This window comes from Streptomyces sp. NPDC058239 (assembly GCF_042882185.1).
In the GTDB taxonomy this organism is placed as follows: Bacteria; Actinomycetota; Actinomycetes; order Streptomycetales; family Streptomycetaceae; genus Streptomyces.
Genome location: NZ_JBHVWS010000043.1, coordinates 37,997 through 54,632, shown reverse-complemented (window position 1 = coordinate 54,632; position 16,636 = coordinate 37,997). Strand labels below are relative to the sequence as shown.

Sequence of the window (16,636 nt, the reverse complement as noted above, 5' to 3'; positions counted from 1 at the left end):
CCAACCGGATCCGGGAGACTTGGGACATGAGCAGTCCACTGCGCATCACACACGCCCACGGGGACCGGATCACGGTCACGGAGGAGCGGGGCGGCATCGATCTGATCAGCTATGTCTACCGTCCGGAGGCGGCCTGGGAGGCCCCGAAGCCGTACGTCCACCCCATGCGCACACTGGCCGATAACGTTGTCACCGACTATCGGCCCAATGATCATCGCTGGCACAAGGGCCTCCAGATGACGGCCTCCCATCTGTCCGGGCAGAACCTGTGGGGAGGCAACACCTATGTCCACGGCCAGGACTACCGGCCGTTGCCCGAACGGGTCGGATCAATGGCGCACATCGGGTTCGACGAGGTGACGGCGGCCGCCGGGCGCGCGGTCATCGGGGAGCGGCTGAGCTGGCGCCACCACGACGGCACGCACTGGGCGGACGAGCAGCGGCGTATCGAGCTGCATGACGTGGAGCACGCCGAATCCGGCGCCGGAGGCAGCTGGACGCTGACCTGGTCGAGCGCGATCACCAATCGGCGTACCGAGCCGCTGCACTTCGGCAGTCCCACGACGCACGGCCGGGAGGCGGCAGGCTATACCGGTCTCTTCTGGCGCGGGCCGCGGGCCTTCCGGGGCGGGCAGATTCTCGGGCCGGACTGCGCGGGGCCGGAGTTGATGGGGACACAGGCGCCGTGGCTGGCCTACAGCGGTGAGCACGACGGCGCCGACGGCCACGCCACAGTGATTTTCCAACACGCCCCGGAGAACGACCACATGGGAGAGGGCGGGATCCACCCGGCGCACTGGTTCGTCCGCAACGAGCCCTTCGCGGCCGTCGCGCCCTCCTTCGCGTTCTACGACGAACTGGAACTGGCCCCGGGCGACACCCTGTCCCGCCGCTACCGGGTCACCGTCGCAGACGGTGCATGGGACCGGGAGCGGATCACCGAGTACCTCACGGAACACCCGTGGTGAACGAGGGAATGGACGGGGTCAGCCTGTACGTGGAACTGCCCCTCGACGATTCCGGTCGGGCGCGCCTGCGCGATCTCGGGCCCGGGCCTGTGTGGTTCGCCGAGCCGGGGACGACCTCCGAAGCGGACGCACGTGCGCTCGCCGATGCCGACATCGCGCTCGGCAACCCCAGGGCGGCCTGGGTGGCCGAAGCTCCCAGGCTCCGATGGCTGCAGCTCGCCTCGGTCGGGATCGACAGTTATCTCGGGCTGGACTGGCCCGTCCTCGGCCGTCGGCTGACCGTCACCAACCTGGGTGATGCCTTCGCCGACCCGGTGGCCGAGTCGTGCCTGGCAGGAATTCTCGCGCTCCACCGCGGTATCGACGAACTCGCCGGGCTGCGAGCCCGCGGCACATGGGCGAAGCCCGTCGTACGGCCCCGGCTGCGTCTACTGGCCGGGGCACGGGTGCTCGTGCTGGGACGTGGGTCCATCGCCCGGCGGTTCGCCGAGCTGCTCGGTCCGTTCGGCTGCCCGGTGTCGCACTTCGCACGCGGCTCGGGCGACATCCGCACCCTCGCCGAGCTCGACGAGCAGCTGCCCGGCTTCGACGTGGTGGTGGCTCTGTTGCCCGGGACACCTGCGACGAGCGGACTGCTCGATGCGCGACGCCTCGCCCTGCTACGGCCGGGGGCCGTTCTGGTGAACGCGGGCCGGGGGTCGCTGGTGGACGAGGCGGCACTGGTCTCCGAGCTGACCTCCGGGCGACTCGGCGGTGCGGTGCTGGACGTCACCGAACAGGAGCCGCTGCCTGCCGGGCACCCCCTGTGGAGCTGTTCCAACGTGATTCTCACCCAGCACACCGCGGGCGGTTCGACGGACGAGAGCGCTCGGGTCGTCGACCTGTTCGCCGACAACCGGCTCCGGTTCGACGCCGGCGCCCCACTGCGCAATTCCGTGCAGTGGTCCAGAGGATTCTGAGGACGCGACGACATGTCCGAACCTGCTTTCGCACACGTCGGTGCGCTCACCGGCGACGGGGTACGCATCGCGGCGATCCGGCCGGTCCTGCTCAGCGCCCCGTATGCCGATCCGGAGAATCTGGAGGTGCGCGTGGCGCTGCCCACGGGGTGGCGCACGACCGGCCTGGTCGAGGTCACATTGGACGACGGCACGACGGGGCTCGGTGAGGGCTATCTCGCCGTCTTCGCACCGCAGGTCTTCGTGTCCACGGTCGATCTGCTGGTCCCCTACCTCCTCGGGCGTCGGGCCGGGGACCTGGCGGAACGCTACCGGGACATGGTGCTCGTGACGGGGTACTGGAGTCTGCAGGGGGCGGCCCGCCATGTCGTCTCCGCCGTGGAGGCAGCCCTGGTCGACGCCCTCGGGAAACGGGCCGGCGTGCCCGCGTACGAGCTGCTGGGCGGCCGTCGTACAGACAGGATCCGGCTCTACGCCAGCGGGGGAGACTCGACCTCCCCGTCGGCGATGAGCGCCGAGATCGCCGCGGTGGCCGGGCTCGGGATCAGCACCTTCAAGATCAGGGCGCGGGGCCACGAGGCGGACAAGGCGGTGTGGACGCTGGAGCACGCGGCCCCGCACGGTGTCGGTATCGCCATCGACATGGCGCAGAATCTCGACGACCCCGGCCAGTCGGCGGCGGACACCCTCGCCTTCCTCGACACGGTCAGGGCCGGCACGCAGCGGCCGGTGCATTTCCTGGAGGAGCCGCTGGGGCCTGCCCATGTGCACGAGTACCCGGCTCTGCGGCGGGCGGCCGGCTGCCCGGTGGCGGGCGGGGAGACCGTCACCACCGCGCAGGAGCTGCTGGGGCGCATGGCCGAGGGGTGCTACGACATGGTCCAGCCGGACGCCACCGTCGTCGGCGGTCTGCGGCAGACACTGGCCGTCTTCGCGGGCGCCGCGGAGCACGGCGTCGACGCGGTCGTCCACTGTTGGGGCAGTGCGGTGTGCCAGGCTGCCAACTACCACGCGGCCTTCGCCGGCGGCGGCCGGCTGGCCGAGTGGCCGATGCCCGCATATCCCCTGCGGTCCGCGCTCCTGGTCGAGCCGTTCCGCATGGAGACGGGATGTCTGCTCGCCCCACAGGCGCCGGGACTCGGTGTCCGGCTCACCCCGGAGACCGAGCGGCGGTACGCCTTCCGCAGCGATGCCGTCTACCGCTGTCCGGCCACGATGCCGCCTACCGCGCCGGGCCGATGGAGCACGGGCTGACCGAGAGGGCGGCAGGACGGTCCCGGTGCCGGGTTTCCTATTGCGTACGCAATGGGAAAACGCTTTCAGTGCAGCTATCGTAGCCCTATGCAGAGCCAGGTCAATCGACGTTCCGCCCGTCCCCGCCCGCCGTCCGCCGTGACGCTCCAGCAGGTCGCGCAGGACGCCGGGGTCTCTCTCGCCACGGCTTCGCGCGTCCTCAGCGACAGCGACCGCAACGTCACCCAGGAGCTGCAGGAGCGCGTCCTGGAGGCGGCCGCCCGGCTCCGCTATGTGTCCAACGCGCCGGCCCGCGCGCTCGTGCAGTCCACGACGTCCATCATCGGTCTGATCGTGCACGATGTGAACGACGCCTACTACTCCGCCATCGCGGCCGGGGTCATGGAGGTCGCCCGCGACCACAAGCTCCTCGTGATGCTGGCCGGCACCTTCCATGAGCCCGGACTCCAGGCGGAGTACGTGGCACGGCTGCGGGCGCAGCGGGCCCGCGCCGTCGTTCTCGCCGGCTCGGGCTTCACCGGAGGGAGTCCCGCGCTCACCCAGGAGCTGGAGGCGTTCGCGGCGCAGGGCGGCCGGGTGACCGCGGTCGCGCACCAGGATCTTCCGGTGGACACGATCATGCCGGGAAACCGAGAGGGTGGCCGGGCGGTCGCCGAGCATCTCGCCCAGCTGGGACACACGGAGATCGGCATCATCTGCGGACCGCTGGCCCTGGTCTCCGTACAGGACCGGCTGCACGGCTTCCTGGAGCGGGCGGCCGAACTGGGCATCTGCGTCCAGGAGCGCCATCGCGCCGAGGCCGACTTCACCCGGGACGGCGGGCGGGCCGCGGCGGCGCAGCTGTTTCGCAGGTCGCCGGGGATCACCGCACTCTTCGCGCTCAATGACGCCATGGCGCTCGGGGCGCTCGCGGCGCTCCGTGACGACCTCGGGCGGAGCGTGCCCGCCGATGTCTCCGTCGTCGGCTTCGACGATCTGCCGGTGGCCTGCGACGTCACGCCCGCGTTGACCACCGTGCGGCTGCCGCTCGAAGAGATCGGCCGCCGGGCACTGCTGCTGGCCCTCGGCGACGCGACGGCTTCGCCGCGCACGCTCGCCGTGCCGTCGCGACTGGTGGTGCGTGCCAGCACGGCACCGCCGCCCCGTACGACCGGCTGAGGCCTGACCGACTGAGAACCCCGTCGGGCCACCGGATTGACGCATTGAATCGGCAACTCCCCTGATTGACGCACTAAGTTGCCGATTATTTCGCTGCAACCCCCTTGAAATAACGCGTTAACCGCCACCACACTGAGATCAACGCCGATTGACGCGTCAAATCCGAGAAGGTGGTGGCTGGATGGGTACGTCCGGACCCAAGTACCAGCGAATCAAGGACGAGTTGCGGGCCGAGGTGGCACGTGACGAGTACGAAGCCGGCGCCCCGTTCATCACTCAGAACCAGCTGCGCGAGCGCTTCGGGGTCAGTTCCACCACCGCCGTCCGGGCACTCAACGACCTTGTCGCGGAAGGGTTGTTGGTACGCCGCCGGGGACTGGGCACCTTCGTCGCCGATTCTTCGGACCGGGCCGCGGAACCCGCCTCGGCCCACAGATCCGGTGTGATCGCCTGCATCATCAGCGGACAGGGGCCGTACCAGTCCGAAGTGCTGCGCGGGGTCGAGTCCGGCTGTTCGGAGCGCGGGCTGCGGCTGTTCTTCTCGGACTCCGCTGTCCAGATGACCGACACGGGGCACGCCGATCACACCGCGTCCCTCGCCCGCCAGGACCAGGCGCTGCGCCAGGCCGTCGAGGACCGGGTCGAGGGCATCATCCTCTACCCCGTCCAGGGCGCGCCCGATCTCGACGTGCTGGACGAGATCAGACGCCTGCGCATCCCGATGGTCCTGGTCGACCGGTATTTTCCCGGCCTCGCCATCGACGCGGTCACCGCCGACAACTACGACGTCGGCTACCGGCTCACCGAGCATCTGCTGGCCGACGGCCACGAACGCATAGCGACGCTCTGGGGCGAGACGCAGTGCACCAGCGTCCACGACCGGATGACCGGGCACAAGCAGGCGCTGCGCGCCCATGACCAGCCCCTGCTCCCCCGGTTCACCGCGCTGCGCTCGTACACGGCATTGTCCGAGGACGACCGCAAGCAGTTGCTGTCCGGTCTCCTCACGTCACCCGAGCCACCGACCGCCCTGTTGTGTGCACATGGTTTCGCCGTCGCCACCGCCGCCTCCGATCTGGCGTCGCTCGGCATTGCCGTGCCCGACGAGATCGTGCTGGCCGGCATGGACGACGCGGGCCCCTACGATCTGCTGCCGCTCACCAGTTTCGCCGCCCGGCTGCCCGCCAGGGAGATCGGCAGCCGGGCGGTCGAGCAACTGATCACCCGGATCGCGGAGCGCACGGCGGGCGAGGATCCGTACCGCAGCGCCGAGCAGATCGTGCTCCCCGTCCGGATCAGGACGCGCGAGTCCGCGCCGGTCCGGCTCCGTACCGTCGCCGCCCGTCGGCCCTGAGGGAGGAGACTCCTGTGTTCGCCGCCCCCGCACCCCGTACCCGCGAACTCGGGACCGATGTCCTGGTGGTCGGTGCCGGTCTCGGTGGTCTCGCCGCCGCGCTGACCGCCGCACGGTTCGGACACCGCGTCGTGCTCACCGAGGCGACCGACTGGCCCGGTGGCCTGTTCACCGCGCAGGCGGTGCCGCTCGCCGACGGCCACCGCATCGAACTGGATCCCGTCTCCCCCGGCTACCGCGATCTGCGCGAGCGGATACGCGACTTCTACCGGCGCAACTACCCACTGTGCCCGGGCCCTTACGCGGATCCGCTGCTCGATCCCGGCCTCAGTACCACCGGTCATCTCAGCCATGAGCCGCGCGCCGCACTCGCTGTCGTCCAGGAGCTCCTCGCCCCGCATCTCGCCTCGGGCCGGCTCACCCTGCTGCTCCGCCACCGCCCGGTCGCGGCCCAGGCAAACGGGGACCGGGTGGCCGCGGTCACCCTGGAGGCAGCTGACGGCGAGCTGCTGACGGTCAGCGCCCCGTACATCGTCGACGCGACGGACCTGGGCGAGCTGCTCGACCTCGCGGGCGTCGAACATGTCACCGGCGCCGAGTCCCGCGAGGAGACCGGCGAACCGCACGCGGCCGCCGTCGCCGATCCGCTGGACCAGCAGCCGGTCTCCTGGGTCTTCGCCCTGGACCACCGCCCCGGCGAGGACCACACCGTCGACCGGCCGGACGGCTACGCCCGGTGGTCCGACGCCTTCTCCTGGGACACCGCGGAACCCGGTGGCGCCCCGGCCCGCTCCGTGCCGCTCTTCCTGCACGAACCGGACGAGGTCCCGCCGTGGGCCGCACCGCCCAACGACCGCTGGCACCAGCTGCGGGCATTCGCCCGGAGCCGGTATCTGCCCGGCACCTTCGACAGCGACATCACCCTGGTCGACTGGGAGCAGACGGCATACACACGCCTGCCGCTCGCCGGGCTCGGGGACGAGGTACGGGCCCGCGCCGAACGGGACGCATCCGAGCAGGCACTTTCGTTCCTCCACTGGATGCAGACGCGGGCGCCCCGGCACGACGGCGGCCACGGCTACCCCGAGCTGCGCCTGCGGCCCGATGTCACCGGCACGGCGGACGGGTTCGCCAAGACACTCCACGTACGCGAATCCCGGCGCATCCGGGCCGAGTTCACCCTGCTGGAACACCATCTGACCGCTGCGGCACGGGCCGGGGCACCGGGCGCCGAGACCTTCACGGACAGCGTGGGCACCCTGCGGTCCCGGATCACGCTGCACCCTGGAACCGGTGGCGGCGCGGGCCTCGATCTGGAGTGCCTGCCGTTCCAACTGCCGCTGGGCGCACTGCTGCCCGTAAGGGTGGAGAATCTGCTCCCCGCCGGGCGGAACATCGGCGCCACGCATCTCAGCGCACCCGCGCTCGGCGGGCACGCGGGCCAGTGGAGCATCGGCGAGGCCGTCGGCGCGCTCGTGTCGTACTGCCTCGAACACCGGCTGCCGCCGCGCGCGGTCCGCGGCGCCGAGCACCGACTCGCCTCCTTCCAGAGCCGGTTGAGCAACTCGCTCGGCCTCGCCCTCGACTGGCCGGACCGGCTCCGCACCGGACCCGTGAACAGTGCCGGGGCGCTCTACGCCACTCTCTGAAACCCAACCGCCCTTCCCTCGGGAAGGGCACTTTACCGGCCTGCTGGAAAACGCTTACCAATCCCGGCGGCTCACGCCCTCAGCCTGGACGGCCCTTGTGACTGTGTCTCCCTACCGTGTACTGCTCGTCGGCGCGGGCAACATCGCCCGCGCCGTCCATATGCCGGCGTTCCTCGAACTTCCCTCGGACTTCGCGGTGGTCGGCGCCGTCGACACCGATCCCACCGCGGCCCGCGCCTTCGCCACCGACTTCTCGCTCCCCCACCACTGCACCGATCTCGCCGCGTCGCTGAGCGAGGTCCGTCCCGATCTCGTCGTCGTCGCCTCGCCACCCGTCGCCCACCGGGATCAGGTCGTGGCAGCCCTGGGGGCCGGGGCGTGGGTGTGGTGCGAGAAGCCGCCCGCGCTCAGTCTCGCGGAGTACGACGCCATGACCGCCGCCGAGGGCGAGCGGGGTCCGTACGCCCCGATCGTCTTCCAGCACCGGTTCGGATCGGGCGCGGAGCACGCCAAGGCCCTCATCGCCTCCGGCGAGCTGGGTGCACCGCTGGTCGCCCACTGCCAGACCACCTGGTACCGCGACGACGCCTACTACGCGGTCCCCTGGCGCGGAAAGTGGGCGACCGAGGGCGCGGGCCCCGCCATGGGGCTCGGCATCCACCAGATCGATCTGCTGCTGGAACTGCTCGGGGACTGGGCGGAGATCCGGGCCATGGCGGGACGGCTGGCCCGCGACGTCGAGACCGACGATGTCACCACCGCCACCGTGCGCTTCGCCTCGGGCGCCCTCGCCACCGTGGTCAACAGCGCCCTCTCGCCGCGTCAGCTGAGCCATCTGCGGATCGATCTTCGGGACGCCACGATCGAGCTGAACCATCTTTACGGGTACGGAAACGGTGACTGGAACTACACCCCGGCACCAGGAGTCGAGCCCGGCCGGGCGGCCGGCTGGACCTCCCCCTCCGAGGACGTCCCCAGCTCGCACAGCGCCCAACTCCGTTCGCTCCTGGCCGACATGCGGGCGGGCCGACGGCCCAGGGCGAGCGCCGGGGACGGCCGCCGCTCCCTGGAGCTGATCACCGCGATGTACAAGGCGGCGCTCACCGGCCGCCCCGTCCTGGCCGGCGAGATCGTCCCGGGCGATCCCTTCTACACGGCACTGCACGGCTCCGTGCCCGGCTGGGCGCCCGAGGAGTCCGGGCGATGACCCGCCGCGGGGAAAGTCACGTCGACCGCGCCCTGCTGCTCACCTTCGACGACCGGCATGTGCGCGAGTGGGCCGCCGCCGCGCCGCTGTTCACGTTGTTCGGCGCCCGTGTCACCTTCTTCATCTGTGAGCCCGACCGGCTCGACCGCGACGACGTGCGGCTGCTGCGCCGACTCGCGGACGACGGCCACACCATCGGCTGCCACGGTCTGCGGCACGAGCGGGCGCCCGAGTTCATCGCCGCGCACGGCGCGGCCGCCTATCTCGACCAGGAGGTGGTGCCCGCCCTGGAGGCGCTGCGCCGCCTCGGCTTTCCGGCCCGGAGCTTCGCCTACCCGTGCAGTGCCCGCGACGAGAGCACCGACCGGCTGCTTCTCGCGCTCTTCGAGCGGCTGCGCGGCGGTGTGTCCGCCGACCGCCGCGCCGATCCGTCCCTCGCGGCCGAGCTGCGTGTCCCGGCCGGCGACATCGCCGTCCGGCGGGTCCTGCCGGGGTGCTCGGTGGACTCCGGGCGCGGGGCCGTCGCGTACGGAGACGATCTGACCGGCGTGGAGACGGCACTGCGCCGGACCGCCGATGACGGCGGCGTGACCACGCTCTACGCCCACTGCATCGCCGACGCCCATGAGGCCAACCATGTGACACCGGCCCGGCTGGAGAAGCTCCTGGCCCTGGCCGACGGGATGTCACTGCCCTGCGTGGGCTTCGACGAGCTCCGGTGAACCACCACCGCGCCGCACACATTTCATTCAGAGGGGCCCTTCACTCATGCATGACGACCGCACACTGACCGAGGAACGACTCGACCGCGCCCTGCGCGAGCGCATCCGCCCCGCCGTCCATCCCCGCACGGCACCGCTCGAATTCGAGGTCTGGCACGCCCCCGGTGAACCGGTGCCCTTCGCCGAGGCGGTGGCCGCCCCGTACAAGCCCGGCGCCATCGGCGACGACTGGGGGCCGGCCTGGGGCACCAGCTGGTTCCGGGTGACCGGCCGCGTCCCGGCCGACTGGGCGGGTGAGACCGTCGAAGCGGTGATCGACCTCGGTTTCGCCCGGGACCGGCCGGGGTTCTCCGCGGAGGCGCTGGCCCTGCGGCCGAACGGCAGCGTGGTCAAGGCACTCAACCCGCGCAACACCTGGCTGCGCATCGGCCAACCGGTGGCAGGCGGCGAGGAGTTCACGTACTACCTGGAGGCGGCCGCCAATCCGGAGATCCTGGACGGCGTCGGTGCGCTCGGCGACCGGGAGACCGCGGGCAGCGAGCCGCTGTACCGCGTCGAGCGGATGGTCGTCGCGGTCTTCGACCGGCAGGTGTGGGAGCTGGTCCAGGACCTGGAGGTGCTCGACCAGCTGATGCGACAGCTGCCGCTCGGTTCGGCGCGCCGCTGGGAGATCCTGCGCGCAGTGGAACGCTGTCTGGACTCGCTGGACCTGGACGCCGTCGGCGCGAGCGCAACCGCCGCCCGGGAGCAGCTGCGCGCCGTGCTCTCCTCCCCCGCGCATGCCTCCGCCCACCGGTTGTCGGCGGTGGGTCATGCGCATATCGACTCGGCGTGGCTGTGGCCGCTGCGGGAGACCGTGCGCAAGGTCGCCCGCACCACCTCCAATGTGGTGGCGCTGATGGACGACCATCCGGAGTTCGTCTTCGCGATGTCGCAGGCCCAGCAGCTGGACTGGCTGCGGGAGCATCAGCCGGCGCTGTACGCGCGGGTCAAGGAGAAGACCGCGGCCGGACAGTTCGTGCCGGTCGGCGGGATGTGGGTGGAGTCCGACACCAATATGCCCGGGTCGGAGGCGCTGGCCCGGCAGTTCGTGTACGGCAAGCGGTTCTTCCTGGAGGAGTTCGGGGTCGAGACCGAGGAGGTGTGGCTGCCCGATTCGTTCGGCTACTCGGCGGCCCTGCCGCAGTTGGTGGCGCTCTCCGGTTCGCGCTGGTTCCTCACCCAGAAGATCTCGTGGAACACGACCAACCCGTTCCCGCACCATTCCTTCCTGTGGGAGGGGCTGGACGGCACGCGCGTCTTCACGCACTTCCCGCCTGTGGACACCTATGTGGCGGAGCTGTCGGGCGAGGAGCTCGCGCACGCCGAGAAGAACTTCCGGGACAAGGGACACGCCACACGTTCGCTCGTCCCGTTCGGCTGGGGGGACGGAGGTGGTGGCCCCACCCGCGAGATGCTGGCGCGCGCCGGTCGTCTCGCGGATCTGGAGGGCTCGCCCCGGGTGGTGATCGAGAAGCCCGCGGACTTCTTCGCCGCCGCCGAGGCCGAGTACGACCGGCCGCCGGTGTGGCTGGGTGAGCTGTATCTGGAGCTGCACCGCGGTACGTACACCTCGCAGGCGCGGACCAAGCAGGGCAACCGGCGCAGCGAGCATCTGCTGCGGGAGGCGGAGCTGTGGGCGGCCACCGCGGCGGTGCGGGCCGGATTCCCTTATCCGTACGCGGAGTTGGACCGGATCTGGAAGAGCGTGCTGCTGCATCAGTTCCACGACATCCTGCCGGGTTCGTCCATTGCCTGGGTGCACCGTGAGGCGGAGGCGACGTACGCCCGGATCGCCGGGGAGCTCGAAGCGGTGATCGAGGCGGCGCAGCGGGCCCTGACCGGTGCTGCGGACGGCGCGGGCACGGTCGTCTTCAACTCCGCTCCGCACGGTCGGGCCGGCGTCGCAGCCGGTGGCGCGGCGCTCGCGTCGGAGCAGCGGGAGCGGCCGGTGGAGGCCGAGGCGTACGACGGTGGCTTCCGGCTGGACAACGGACTGCTCCGGGTGACCGTGGACGCGCGGGGTCTGGTGGTCTCGGTCGTCGATCTGGTGGCCGGGCGCGAGACGGTCGCCCCGGGCTGCGCGGCGAATCTGCTCCAGGTCCACCCGGATCTGCCGAACCGCTGGGACGCCTGGGATGTCGATGCCTTCTACCGCAATACGGTGACCGATCTGACGGAGGCCGACGCGGTGCGCCGCAGCGGTGACGGCGTCGAGGTGGTGCGCACCTTCGGTTCGTCCCGCGTCACCCAGTTGCTGACGCTGCGGCCGGGGGCCCGGCGCCTGGACATCGACACCGAGGTCGACTGGCACGAGCAGGAGAAGTTCCTCAAGGCGGCGTTCCCGATCGATGTGCGTGCCGATCACTCCACGGCGGAGACCCAGTTCGGGCATGTCCAGCGGCCGACGCACACCAACACGAGCTGGGAGGCGGCGAAGTTCGAGATCTGCGCCCATCGCTTCCTGCATGTCGGTGAGCCGGGCTGGGGTGCGGCGCTGATCAACGATTCGACGTACGGGCACGATGTGACCCGTACGGTCCGCGAGGACGGCTCCACCACGACCACGGTACGGCTGTCGCTGCTGCGGGCTCCCCGCTATCCCGACCCAACGACCGACCAGGGCGTGCACCGGTTGCGGTACGCGCTGATGCCGGGGGCGACGATCGGTGACGCGGTGCGTGAGGGCTGGCGGTTCAGCCTCCCCGAGCGCCGGGTGCCGGGGAGTGCCGCGGTGGCCCCGCTGGTCGCGGTCGATGACGACGCGGTGGTCGTGACCGCGGTGAAGCTCGCCGACGACGGCAGCGGGGATGTGGTGGTCAGACTCCACGAGGCCCACGGCGGCCGGGTCTCGGCCCGTCTGACAGCGGGGTTCGCACTGGCCGGGGCGAGCGTCACGGACCTGCTGGAGCGTCCGCTCGCCGAGGAGTCCGCCGATGTGGCGGGCGATTCGGTGCGGTTGCGGCTGCGGCCGTTCCAGATCGTGACGCTGCGGCTCACACCGAGCGAAGACGCGTGAGGCGTACGGGGCGGGTGAGCACTGCTGCGAACCCGCCCCGTACCCTCTTTTCCATGAACGCCGGGGGGCCTGTGCGCCGAGTGATCGACGACCGTTTCGAGCTGCTGAACCGGCTCGGCAGTGGCGGTATGGGCATGGTGTGGCGAGCCCATGACCTGGCTCTGCACCGCGATGTGGCGCTCAAGGAGGTACGGCCCCCGGACCCCGCGCTCGCCGAGAACGATCCGGAGGCGGCCCGGCTGCTGCGGGCGCGCGTGCTGCGCGAGGCCCGTGCGCTGGCCCGGCTCGACCACCCGGGCGTCGTCACGGTCCACCACATCGTGGACAGCGGCGAGCACGCGTACCCGTGGATCGTGATGGAGCTGGTGCCCGGCGCCTCGCTCGCAGAACGCCTCGCCGAGGGCACCCTCACCCCCGTCGAGGCCGCCGAGCTCGGCCGCGGAGTGCTGTCCGCGCTGCGCGCCGCCCACGCCGCCGGTATCCACCACCGCGACGTGAAACCGGCCAACGTACTGCTGCGGGCCGACGGCAGTCCGGTGCTCACGGACTTCGGCATCGCCGCGATCCGTGAGTCCACGAGCCTGACGGCGACCGGCTCCATCATCGGCTCCCCCGACTACATGGCGCCCGAGCGGATTCGCGGTGAGGAGGGCGATCCGTCGTCGGACCTGTGGTCGCTCGGCATGATGCTGTACGTCGCTGTGGAGGGCCGGCATCCGCTGCGCAAGGCCTCCACGCTGGCGACGCTGGCGGCCGTGCTCGACGAGGAGATTCCGCCGCCCCGGCAGGCCGGTGCGCTGACTCCCGTACTGAACGCGCTGCTGACCCGGGACACGGCGGCAAGACCCGGGGCCGAGGAACTGGACCGGATGCTGGCGTCGGTGAGCGAGCCGGTCGGGGCGCCTCGGCAGAGCGCCGCGGCTCCGCGGGATGCGATACCGCAGCGTCCCGAGCCGGACACGCGGCAGGATGCGGTGCCGCCCGGCCACGAGCACGCCGGCCGGACCGCGGTCCTGCCCACGGCCCCCGTCCGTCGACCGGCCGGGGCGCCCGAGGCCGGTCGTCACCCCGTCGCCGATCCTGCCCGTCCGGAGCCCGCGACGCTCGGGACGCACGAGATCCGCCGCCGGGTCCGGCGGGGCCGCGCCGTCGCGGTGACCATCGCCCTCTCGGGGACCGCCCTGACCGGCGTCCTGGTGTGGTCGCTGCTGCCCGCCCCGGACACGAACGCTTCCGGCAGCTCGCCGTCCGTTTCTGAGCGCTCCTCCAGCAGCCCTTCGGCCACCGGCACGGACAAGGCGAAGGAGGCGGAGACGGCGAACGAGGCGAAGACCAGGAATCTGCTGACGCCTGCCGGGGCACGGTCCGTCATCGCCGCTCTCGAGCCGGTGATGGGCGGCACCCGGGTCACGTCGTTCTCGCTGTACGCGGAACACGCGCGCATCGAGGCCCCGGTCGCGAAGAACAAGAACCTGTACGACGTCTACGCGTACGAGGACGGCAAGGCCACCCGCGACCGAGCGGGCGGCACCCTCATGTCGGGCGCCAAGTCCGTGGACCTGGAGAAGTTCGACTGGGACGCCCTCCCGGGCCTGATACGCCGGGCGGACAAGGAGCTCGGCGTCACCGAACCCACCAGCCACTACGTGGACATCGATCCGGCGTCCCCGTTCGACGACTACCAGCCGACCATCAGCGTCTATGTCTCGGACGAGTACGGCGGCGCCTATCTGCGGGCCGACATCAACGGCAAGGTGCTCAAGACGTATCCGCGCAACGGCTGAACCGGGCGCGGGTCAGCCGAGCAGCCGCATCAGCACCAGCAGCACGGCCGCGAGGGCCAAGCCCGTCACCAGCGTCCGGAAACCGGCCGGGAACCCGCCGACACGCTCCTTGACCTCGGCCGGCAGGGAGACGGTGTTCGCGCGGGCCAGCCATTCGCGCGGCGGGTTGTTGGGGATGACGACCCGCCAGGGCTGCTCGGGGTCGTACTCGACGACGGCCCTGGACCGGTGCAGCAGGCCCTGCAGGTCGAGGGGGTGAATGACCTGGACCCGGTACGCGGGGAGCTCGTCGGACATCACGGTCAGGTCGAAGGCGAACACGGACTCCACCGACCGCCCGTCGAGGACCGGCCGGCCGGTCTTCTTGTCGACGGTCTTCACCCCGTTGACCACGGCGGGCGCGAAGGCCCGCGGCCCGCCGGGGCGCAGCCCCGACTTCGCGATGTTCGTCCGCAACGGCTCGGCCACATCACCGAGAATCGTCAGGACCAGGGCCGTCGCGGGGATGCCGGTCAGCAGCAGCCAGCGGGGGCCGTCCATGGCGCCCCGGGCCAGCGCGGCGAAGGAGAGTCCGGTACAGAGTGCGGCCACCGGCCTGAGCGAGGAGAAGAGCCTGCGCAGGGACGCTGTCGATCGGTTCATGAAAGGCGCAGCAGCTTTCGGTGGGGAACCGCGACCCGGGTGAGAGCGGGGTCGCCGGGGCGGTCGGCGTCGTACACGGCGAGGACGTCTCGTCGCAGGGCGCTGCGTTCCACGACGGCCGGGACCTCGTGGCGCACACCGGCCTTGTCGTCGAACACCACGGTGACCTCACCGTACTTGCGGCCCACCGGCCGCCAGCCCTCCAGCACAGCGTCGGCCGTGGTGCAGCGGCGGAACAGCCTGCGCAGTCCAGCGGTGCGCCGCAGGCTCACTGCCGCGCCCCACCAGGCGACGAGGCAGCCCGCGCCCGCGGCGGACCACAGGAAGGTGAGCCATTGGGAGACGGAGAAATCGCCGAGCGGAAGGAAGATGTGGAAGCTGGTGACGGTGCTGTACTCGACCCGGCCGTCCGCCACCGCGTCGTACCAGCCGGCTGCGGCTGCGACGGCGGATAGTGCGACCATCGCGCCCGGTGCCGCGCGGTGCAGGTACCGGGCGGAGAGCAGACCGAGTACGACGGCACAGACTGTGCCGAGCATCGGGGACATGGCGGCGAACTGGTCGCTGGCGCAGCCCCCGGTCGCGTCGCAGGCCCATTGCACGCCTGACGCCTCGTAGCTGGAGATGTGCCACATCATCCAGACCTGCCACACCATCAGCGCGCAGGCGATGACACGCATCGCCTGCGCATAGGCTCTCTGCCGCACTGTCCGCCCTTGCCCTTGCCACGTCCCGGGGCGTCATGACGTGCCCCGACGGACGATATATGTGCTGTCCACACTCTGTCCGTGATCCACAACACTCGACCGGACCCCACCAGGACTCAGTCGGCCCTTTCCAGCGCCTTCGGTACCCAGCGGAGTTGAGCCGCCTCCTGGAACATGGCTCCGCCCTCGTGTCCGTTGAACGGGTAGATCTCGATCTCCTTCTCGCCGCGGTATGCGTTGTGGGCGGCGAAAACCGTGGACGGCGGGCAGGTCTGGTCCATCAGGGCGACGGAGAAGAGCGCGGGGACGCTGCCCCGGGCGGCGAACGACACCCCGTCGAAGTACGACAGGGTGCGCAGGACGGTCTCCTCCTTGCCGCGGTGCATCTTGAGATAGCGGGCTATCTCCGAGTACGGGTTGGCGTCGGTGAGGGTGACGGCCCGTCCGAAGTGGCAGAGGAACGGCACATCGGCGGCGATGGCCGCCAGGTCGGGAACGAGTCCGCCGACCGCGAGAGTGATGCCGCCGCCCTGGCTGCCGCCGAGTGCGACCGTGCGTGCGGGGTCGGCGAGCGGATGGGAGCGGGCCGCTTCCACGGCGCGTACGGCATCGGCGTGGACCCGGCGGTAGTAGTAGCTCTCCGGGTCCTCGATGCCGCGGGTCATGAAGCCGGCGTGGGAGGGTCCGGAGCCGACCGGGTCGGGGGTGTCGCCGACGTTGCCGCCGCTGCCCTGTCCGCGTACGTCCATGATGAAGTGGGCGAAGCCGGCCAGCGGCCACATGCCCCAGCAGTGCGGAAGGCTGCGGCCGCCGTTGTAGCCGTGGAACTGGACGATGAGCGGGAGCGGGCCCTCGGCGTGCGCGGGGGCGCTGAACCATCCCTTGATCGGGTGGCCGCCGAAACCGGCGAACGTGGTGTCCCAGGTGCGCAGTCCGGTCAGCCCGGTCTCCACGGGTTCGAAGGAGACCGCGGGGTCGTGGGCACGGGTCTCGGCCAGGGTCTTCGACCAGAAGGCGTCGAAGTCGTCCGGTTCGTCGATCCGCGGCCGGTAGTCGCGCAGTTCGTGGAGCGGCAGGTCGAACAGGGCCATGGTTCGGGTCTCCTCACGGTGTTGCATGGAGCGGCGGGGCCGGGTGCGGTCCGGTGCGCCCGGCCCCGCCCGGTCAGGGGAGG

At 71.1% G+C, this 16,636-nt stretch carries 13 protein-coding genes; 10 read left to right on the top strand and 3 right to left on the bottom strand.

The window, feature by feature from the left end; all coding sequences use genetic code 11:
- Nucleotides 1–26 precede the first annotated feature (26 nt).
- The 10 genes from ACFVYE_RS34025 (at nt 27) to ACFVYE_RS33980 (ending at nt 14,113) form a co-directional block, all read left to right on the top strand.
- Nucleotides 27–968, top strand: coding sequence for a PmoA family protein (locus tag ACFVYE_RS34025; protein WP_389608096.1), 942 nt, complete (start codon nt 27–29; stop codon nt 966–968).
- Nucleotides 962–1,927, top strand: coding sequence for a D-2-hydroxyacid dehydrogenase (locus tag ACFVYE_RS34020; protein ID WP_389608095.1), 966 nt, complete (start codon nt 962–964; stop codon nt 1,925–1,927). The genes ACFVYE_RS34025 and ACFVYE_RS34020 overlap by 7 nt, the downstream gene beginning before the upstream one ends.
- 12 nt (nt 1,928–1,939) lie before the next feature.
- On the top strand, nt 1,940–3,181 hold the full coding sequence (locus ACFVYE_RS34015) for a mandelate racemase/muconate lactonizing enzyme family protein (protein WP_389608094.1): 1,242 nt from the start codon (nt 1,940–1,942) through the stop codon (nt 3,179–3,181).
- An 87-nt stretch (nt 3,182–3,268) separates the two neighbouring features.
- Nucleotides 3,269–4,339: a LacI family DNA-binding transcriptional regulator gene (locus ACFVYE_RS34010; RefSeq protein WP_383967588.1), complete on the top strand. Its 1,071-nt coding sequence runs from the start codon at nt 3,269–3,271 to the stop codon at nt 4,337–4,339.
- Between the two features lie 181 nt (nt 4,340–4,520).
- Nucleotides 4,521–5,693, top strand: a complete 1,173-nt coding sequence (locus ACFVYE_RS34005; protein WP_383967591.1) for a LacI family DNA-binding transcriptional regulator — start codon at nt 4,521–4,523, stop codon at nt 5,691–5,693.
- A gap of 14 nt (nt 5,694–5,707) precedes the next feature.
- Nucleotides 5,708–7,342, top strand: a complete 1,635-nt coding sequence (locus ACFVYE_RS34000) for an FAD-dependent oxidoreductase (RefSeq protein ID WP_383967594.1) — start codon at nt 5,708–5,710, stop codon at nt 7,340–7,342.
- A gap of 160 nt (nt 7,343–7,502) precedes the next feature.
- The gene (locus tag ACFVYE_RS33995; protein WP_389608105.1) at nt 7,503–8,549 is read left to right on the top strand and encodes a Gfo/Idh/MocA family protein; all 1,047 of its coding nucleotides are present in this window, start codon (nt 7,503–7,505) and stop codon (nt 8,547–8,549) included.
- Nucleotides 8,546–9,271: a polysaccharide deacetylase family protein gene (locus ACFVYE_RS33990; RefSeq protein ID WP_383967597.1), complete on the top strand. Its 726-nt coding sequence runs from the start codon at nt 8,546–8,548 to the stop codon at nt 9,269–9,271. Before ACFVYE_RS33995 ends, ACFVYE_RS33990 begins: the two co-directional genes overlap by 4 nt.
- A 46-nt stretch (nt 9,272–9,317) precedes the next feature.
- Nucleotides 9,318–12,329 (top strand): alpha-mannosidase, encoded by a 3,012-nt coding sequence (locus tag ACFVYE_RS33985; protein WP_389608093.1) that lies wholly within the window; start codon nt 9,318–9,320, stop codon nt 12,327–12,329.
- 53 nt (nt 12,330–12,382) lie between these two features.
- Nucleotides 12,383–14,113 (top strand): protein kinase, encoded by a 1,731-nt coding sequence (locus ACFVYE_RS33980; protein WP_383967603.1) that lies wholly within the window; start codon nt 12,383–12,385, stop codon nt 14,111–14,113.
- Between the two features lie 12 nt (nt 14,114–14,125).
- Here the strand turns inward: ACFVYE_RS33980 and ACFVYE_RS33975 are convergent, their stop codons facing one another.
- From ACFVYE_RS33975 to ACFVYE_RS33965, 3 genes are all read right to left on the bottom strand, one after another.
- Nucleotides 14,126–14,755 carry a hypothetical protein gene (locus ACFVYE_RS33975; RefSeq protein ID WP_389608092.1) on the bottom strand — a complete coding sequence of 210 codons (630 nt, stop codon included), beginning with the start codon at nt 14,753–14,755 and terminating at the stop codon, nt 14,126–14,128.
- Nucleotides 14,752–15,435 (bottom strand): hypothetical protein, encoded by a 684-nt coding sequence (locus ACFVYE_RS33970; RefSeq protein WP_389608091.1) that lies wholly within the window; start codon nt 15,433–15,435, stop codon nt 14,752–14,754. The genes ACFVYE_RS33975 and ACFVYE_RS33970 overlap by 4 nt, the downstream gene beginning before the upstream one ends.
- 143 nt (nt 15,436–15,578) lie before the next feature.
- Nucleotides 15,579–16,553: an acetylxylan esterase gene (locus ACFVYE_RS33965; RefSeq protein ID WP_389608104.1), complete on the bottom strand. Its 975-nt coding sequence runs from the start codon at nt 16,551–16,553 to the stop codon at nt 15,579–15,581.
- Nucleotides 16,554–16,636 lie beyond the last annotated feature (83 nt).

What these genes read in the sequence shown, in the direction of transcription:
- ACFVYE_RS34025 (WP_389608096.1), top strand. Translation starts at nt 27, where the DNA reads ATGAGCAGTCCACTGCGCATCACACACGCCCACGGGGACCGGATCACG.
- ACFVYE_RS34015 (WP_389608094.1), top strand. Translation starts at nt 1,940, where the DNA reads ATGTCCGAACCTGCTTTCGCACACGTCGGTGCGCTCACCGGCGACGGG.
- ACFVYE_RS34010 (WP_383967588.1), top strand. Translation starts at nt 3,269, where the DNA reads ATGCAGAGCCAGGTCAATCGACGTTCCGCCCGTCCCCGCCCGCCGTCC.
- ACFVYE_RS34005 (WP_383967591.1), top strand. Translation starts at nt 4,521, where the DNA reads ATGGGTACGTCCGGACCCAAGTACCAGCGAATCAAGGACGAGTTGCGG.
- ACFVYE_RS33995 (WP_389608105.1), top strand. Translation starts at nt 7,503, where the DNA reads ATGCCGGCGTTCCTCGAACTTCCCTCGGACTTCGCGGTGGTCGGCGCC.
- ACFVYE_RS33990 (WP_383967597.1), top strand. Translation starts at nt 8,546, where the DNA reads ATGACCCGCCGCGGGGAAAGTCACGTCGACCGCGCCCTGCTGCTCACC.
- ACFVYE_RS33985 (WP_389608093.1), top strand. Translation starts at nt 9,318, where the DNA reads ATGCATGACGACCGCACACTGACCGAGGAACGACTCGACCGCGCCCTG.
- ACFVYE_RS33980 (WP_383967603.1), top strand. Translation starts at nt 12,383, where the DNA reads ATGAACGCCGGGGGGCCTGTGCGCCGAGTGATCGACGACCGTTTCGAG.
- ACFVYE_RS33975 (WP_389608092.1), bottom strand. Translation starts at nt 14,755, where the DNA reads ATGAACCGATCGACAGCGTCCCTGCGCAGGCTCTTCTCCTCGCTCAGG.
- ACFVYE_RS33970 (WP_389608091.1), bottom strand. Translation starts at nt 15,435, where the DNA reads ATGCGTGTCATCGCCTGCGCGCTGATGGTGTGGCAGGTCTGGATGATG.
- ACFVYE_RS33965 (WP_389608104.1), bottom strand. Translation starts at nt 16,553, where the DNA reads ATGGCCCTGTTCGACCTGCCGCTCCACGAACTGCGCGACTACCGGCCG.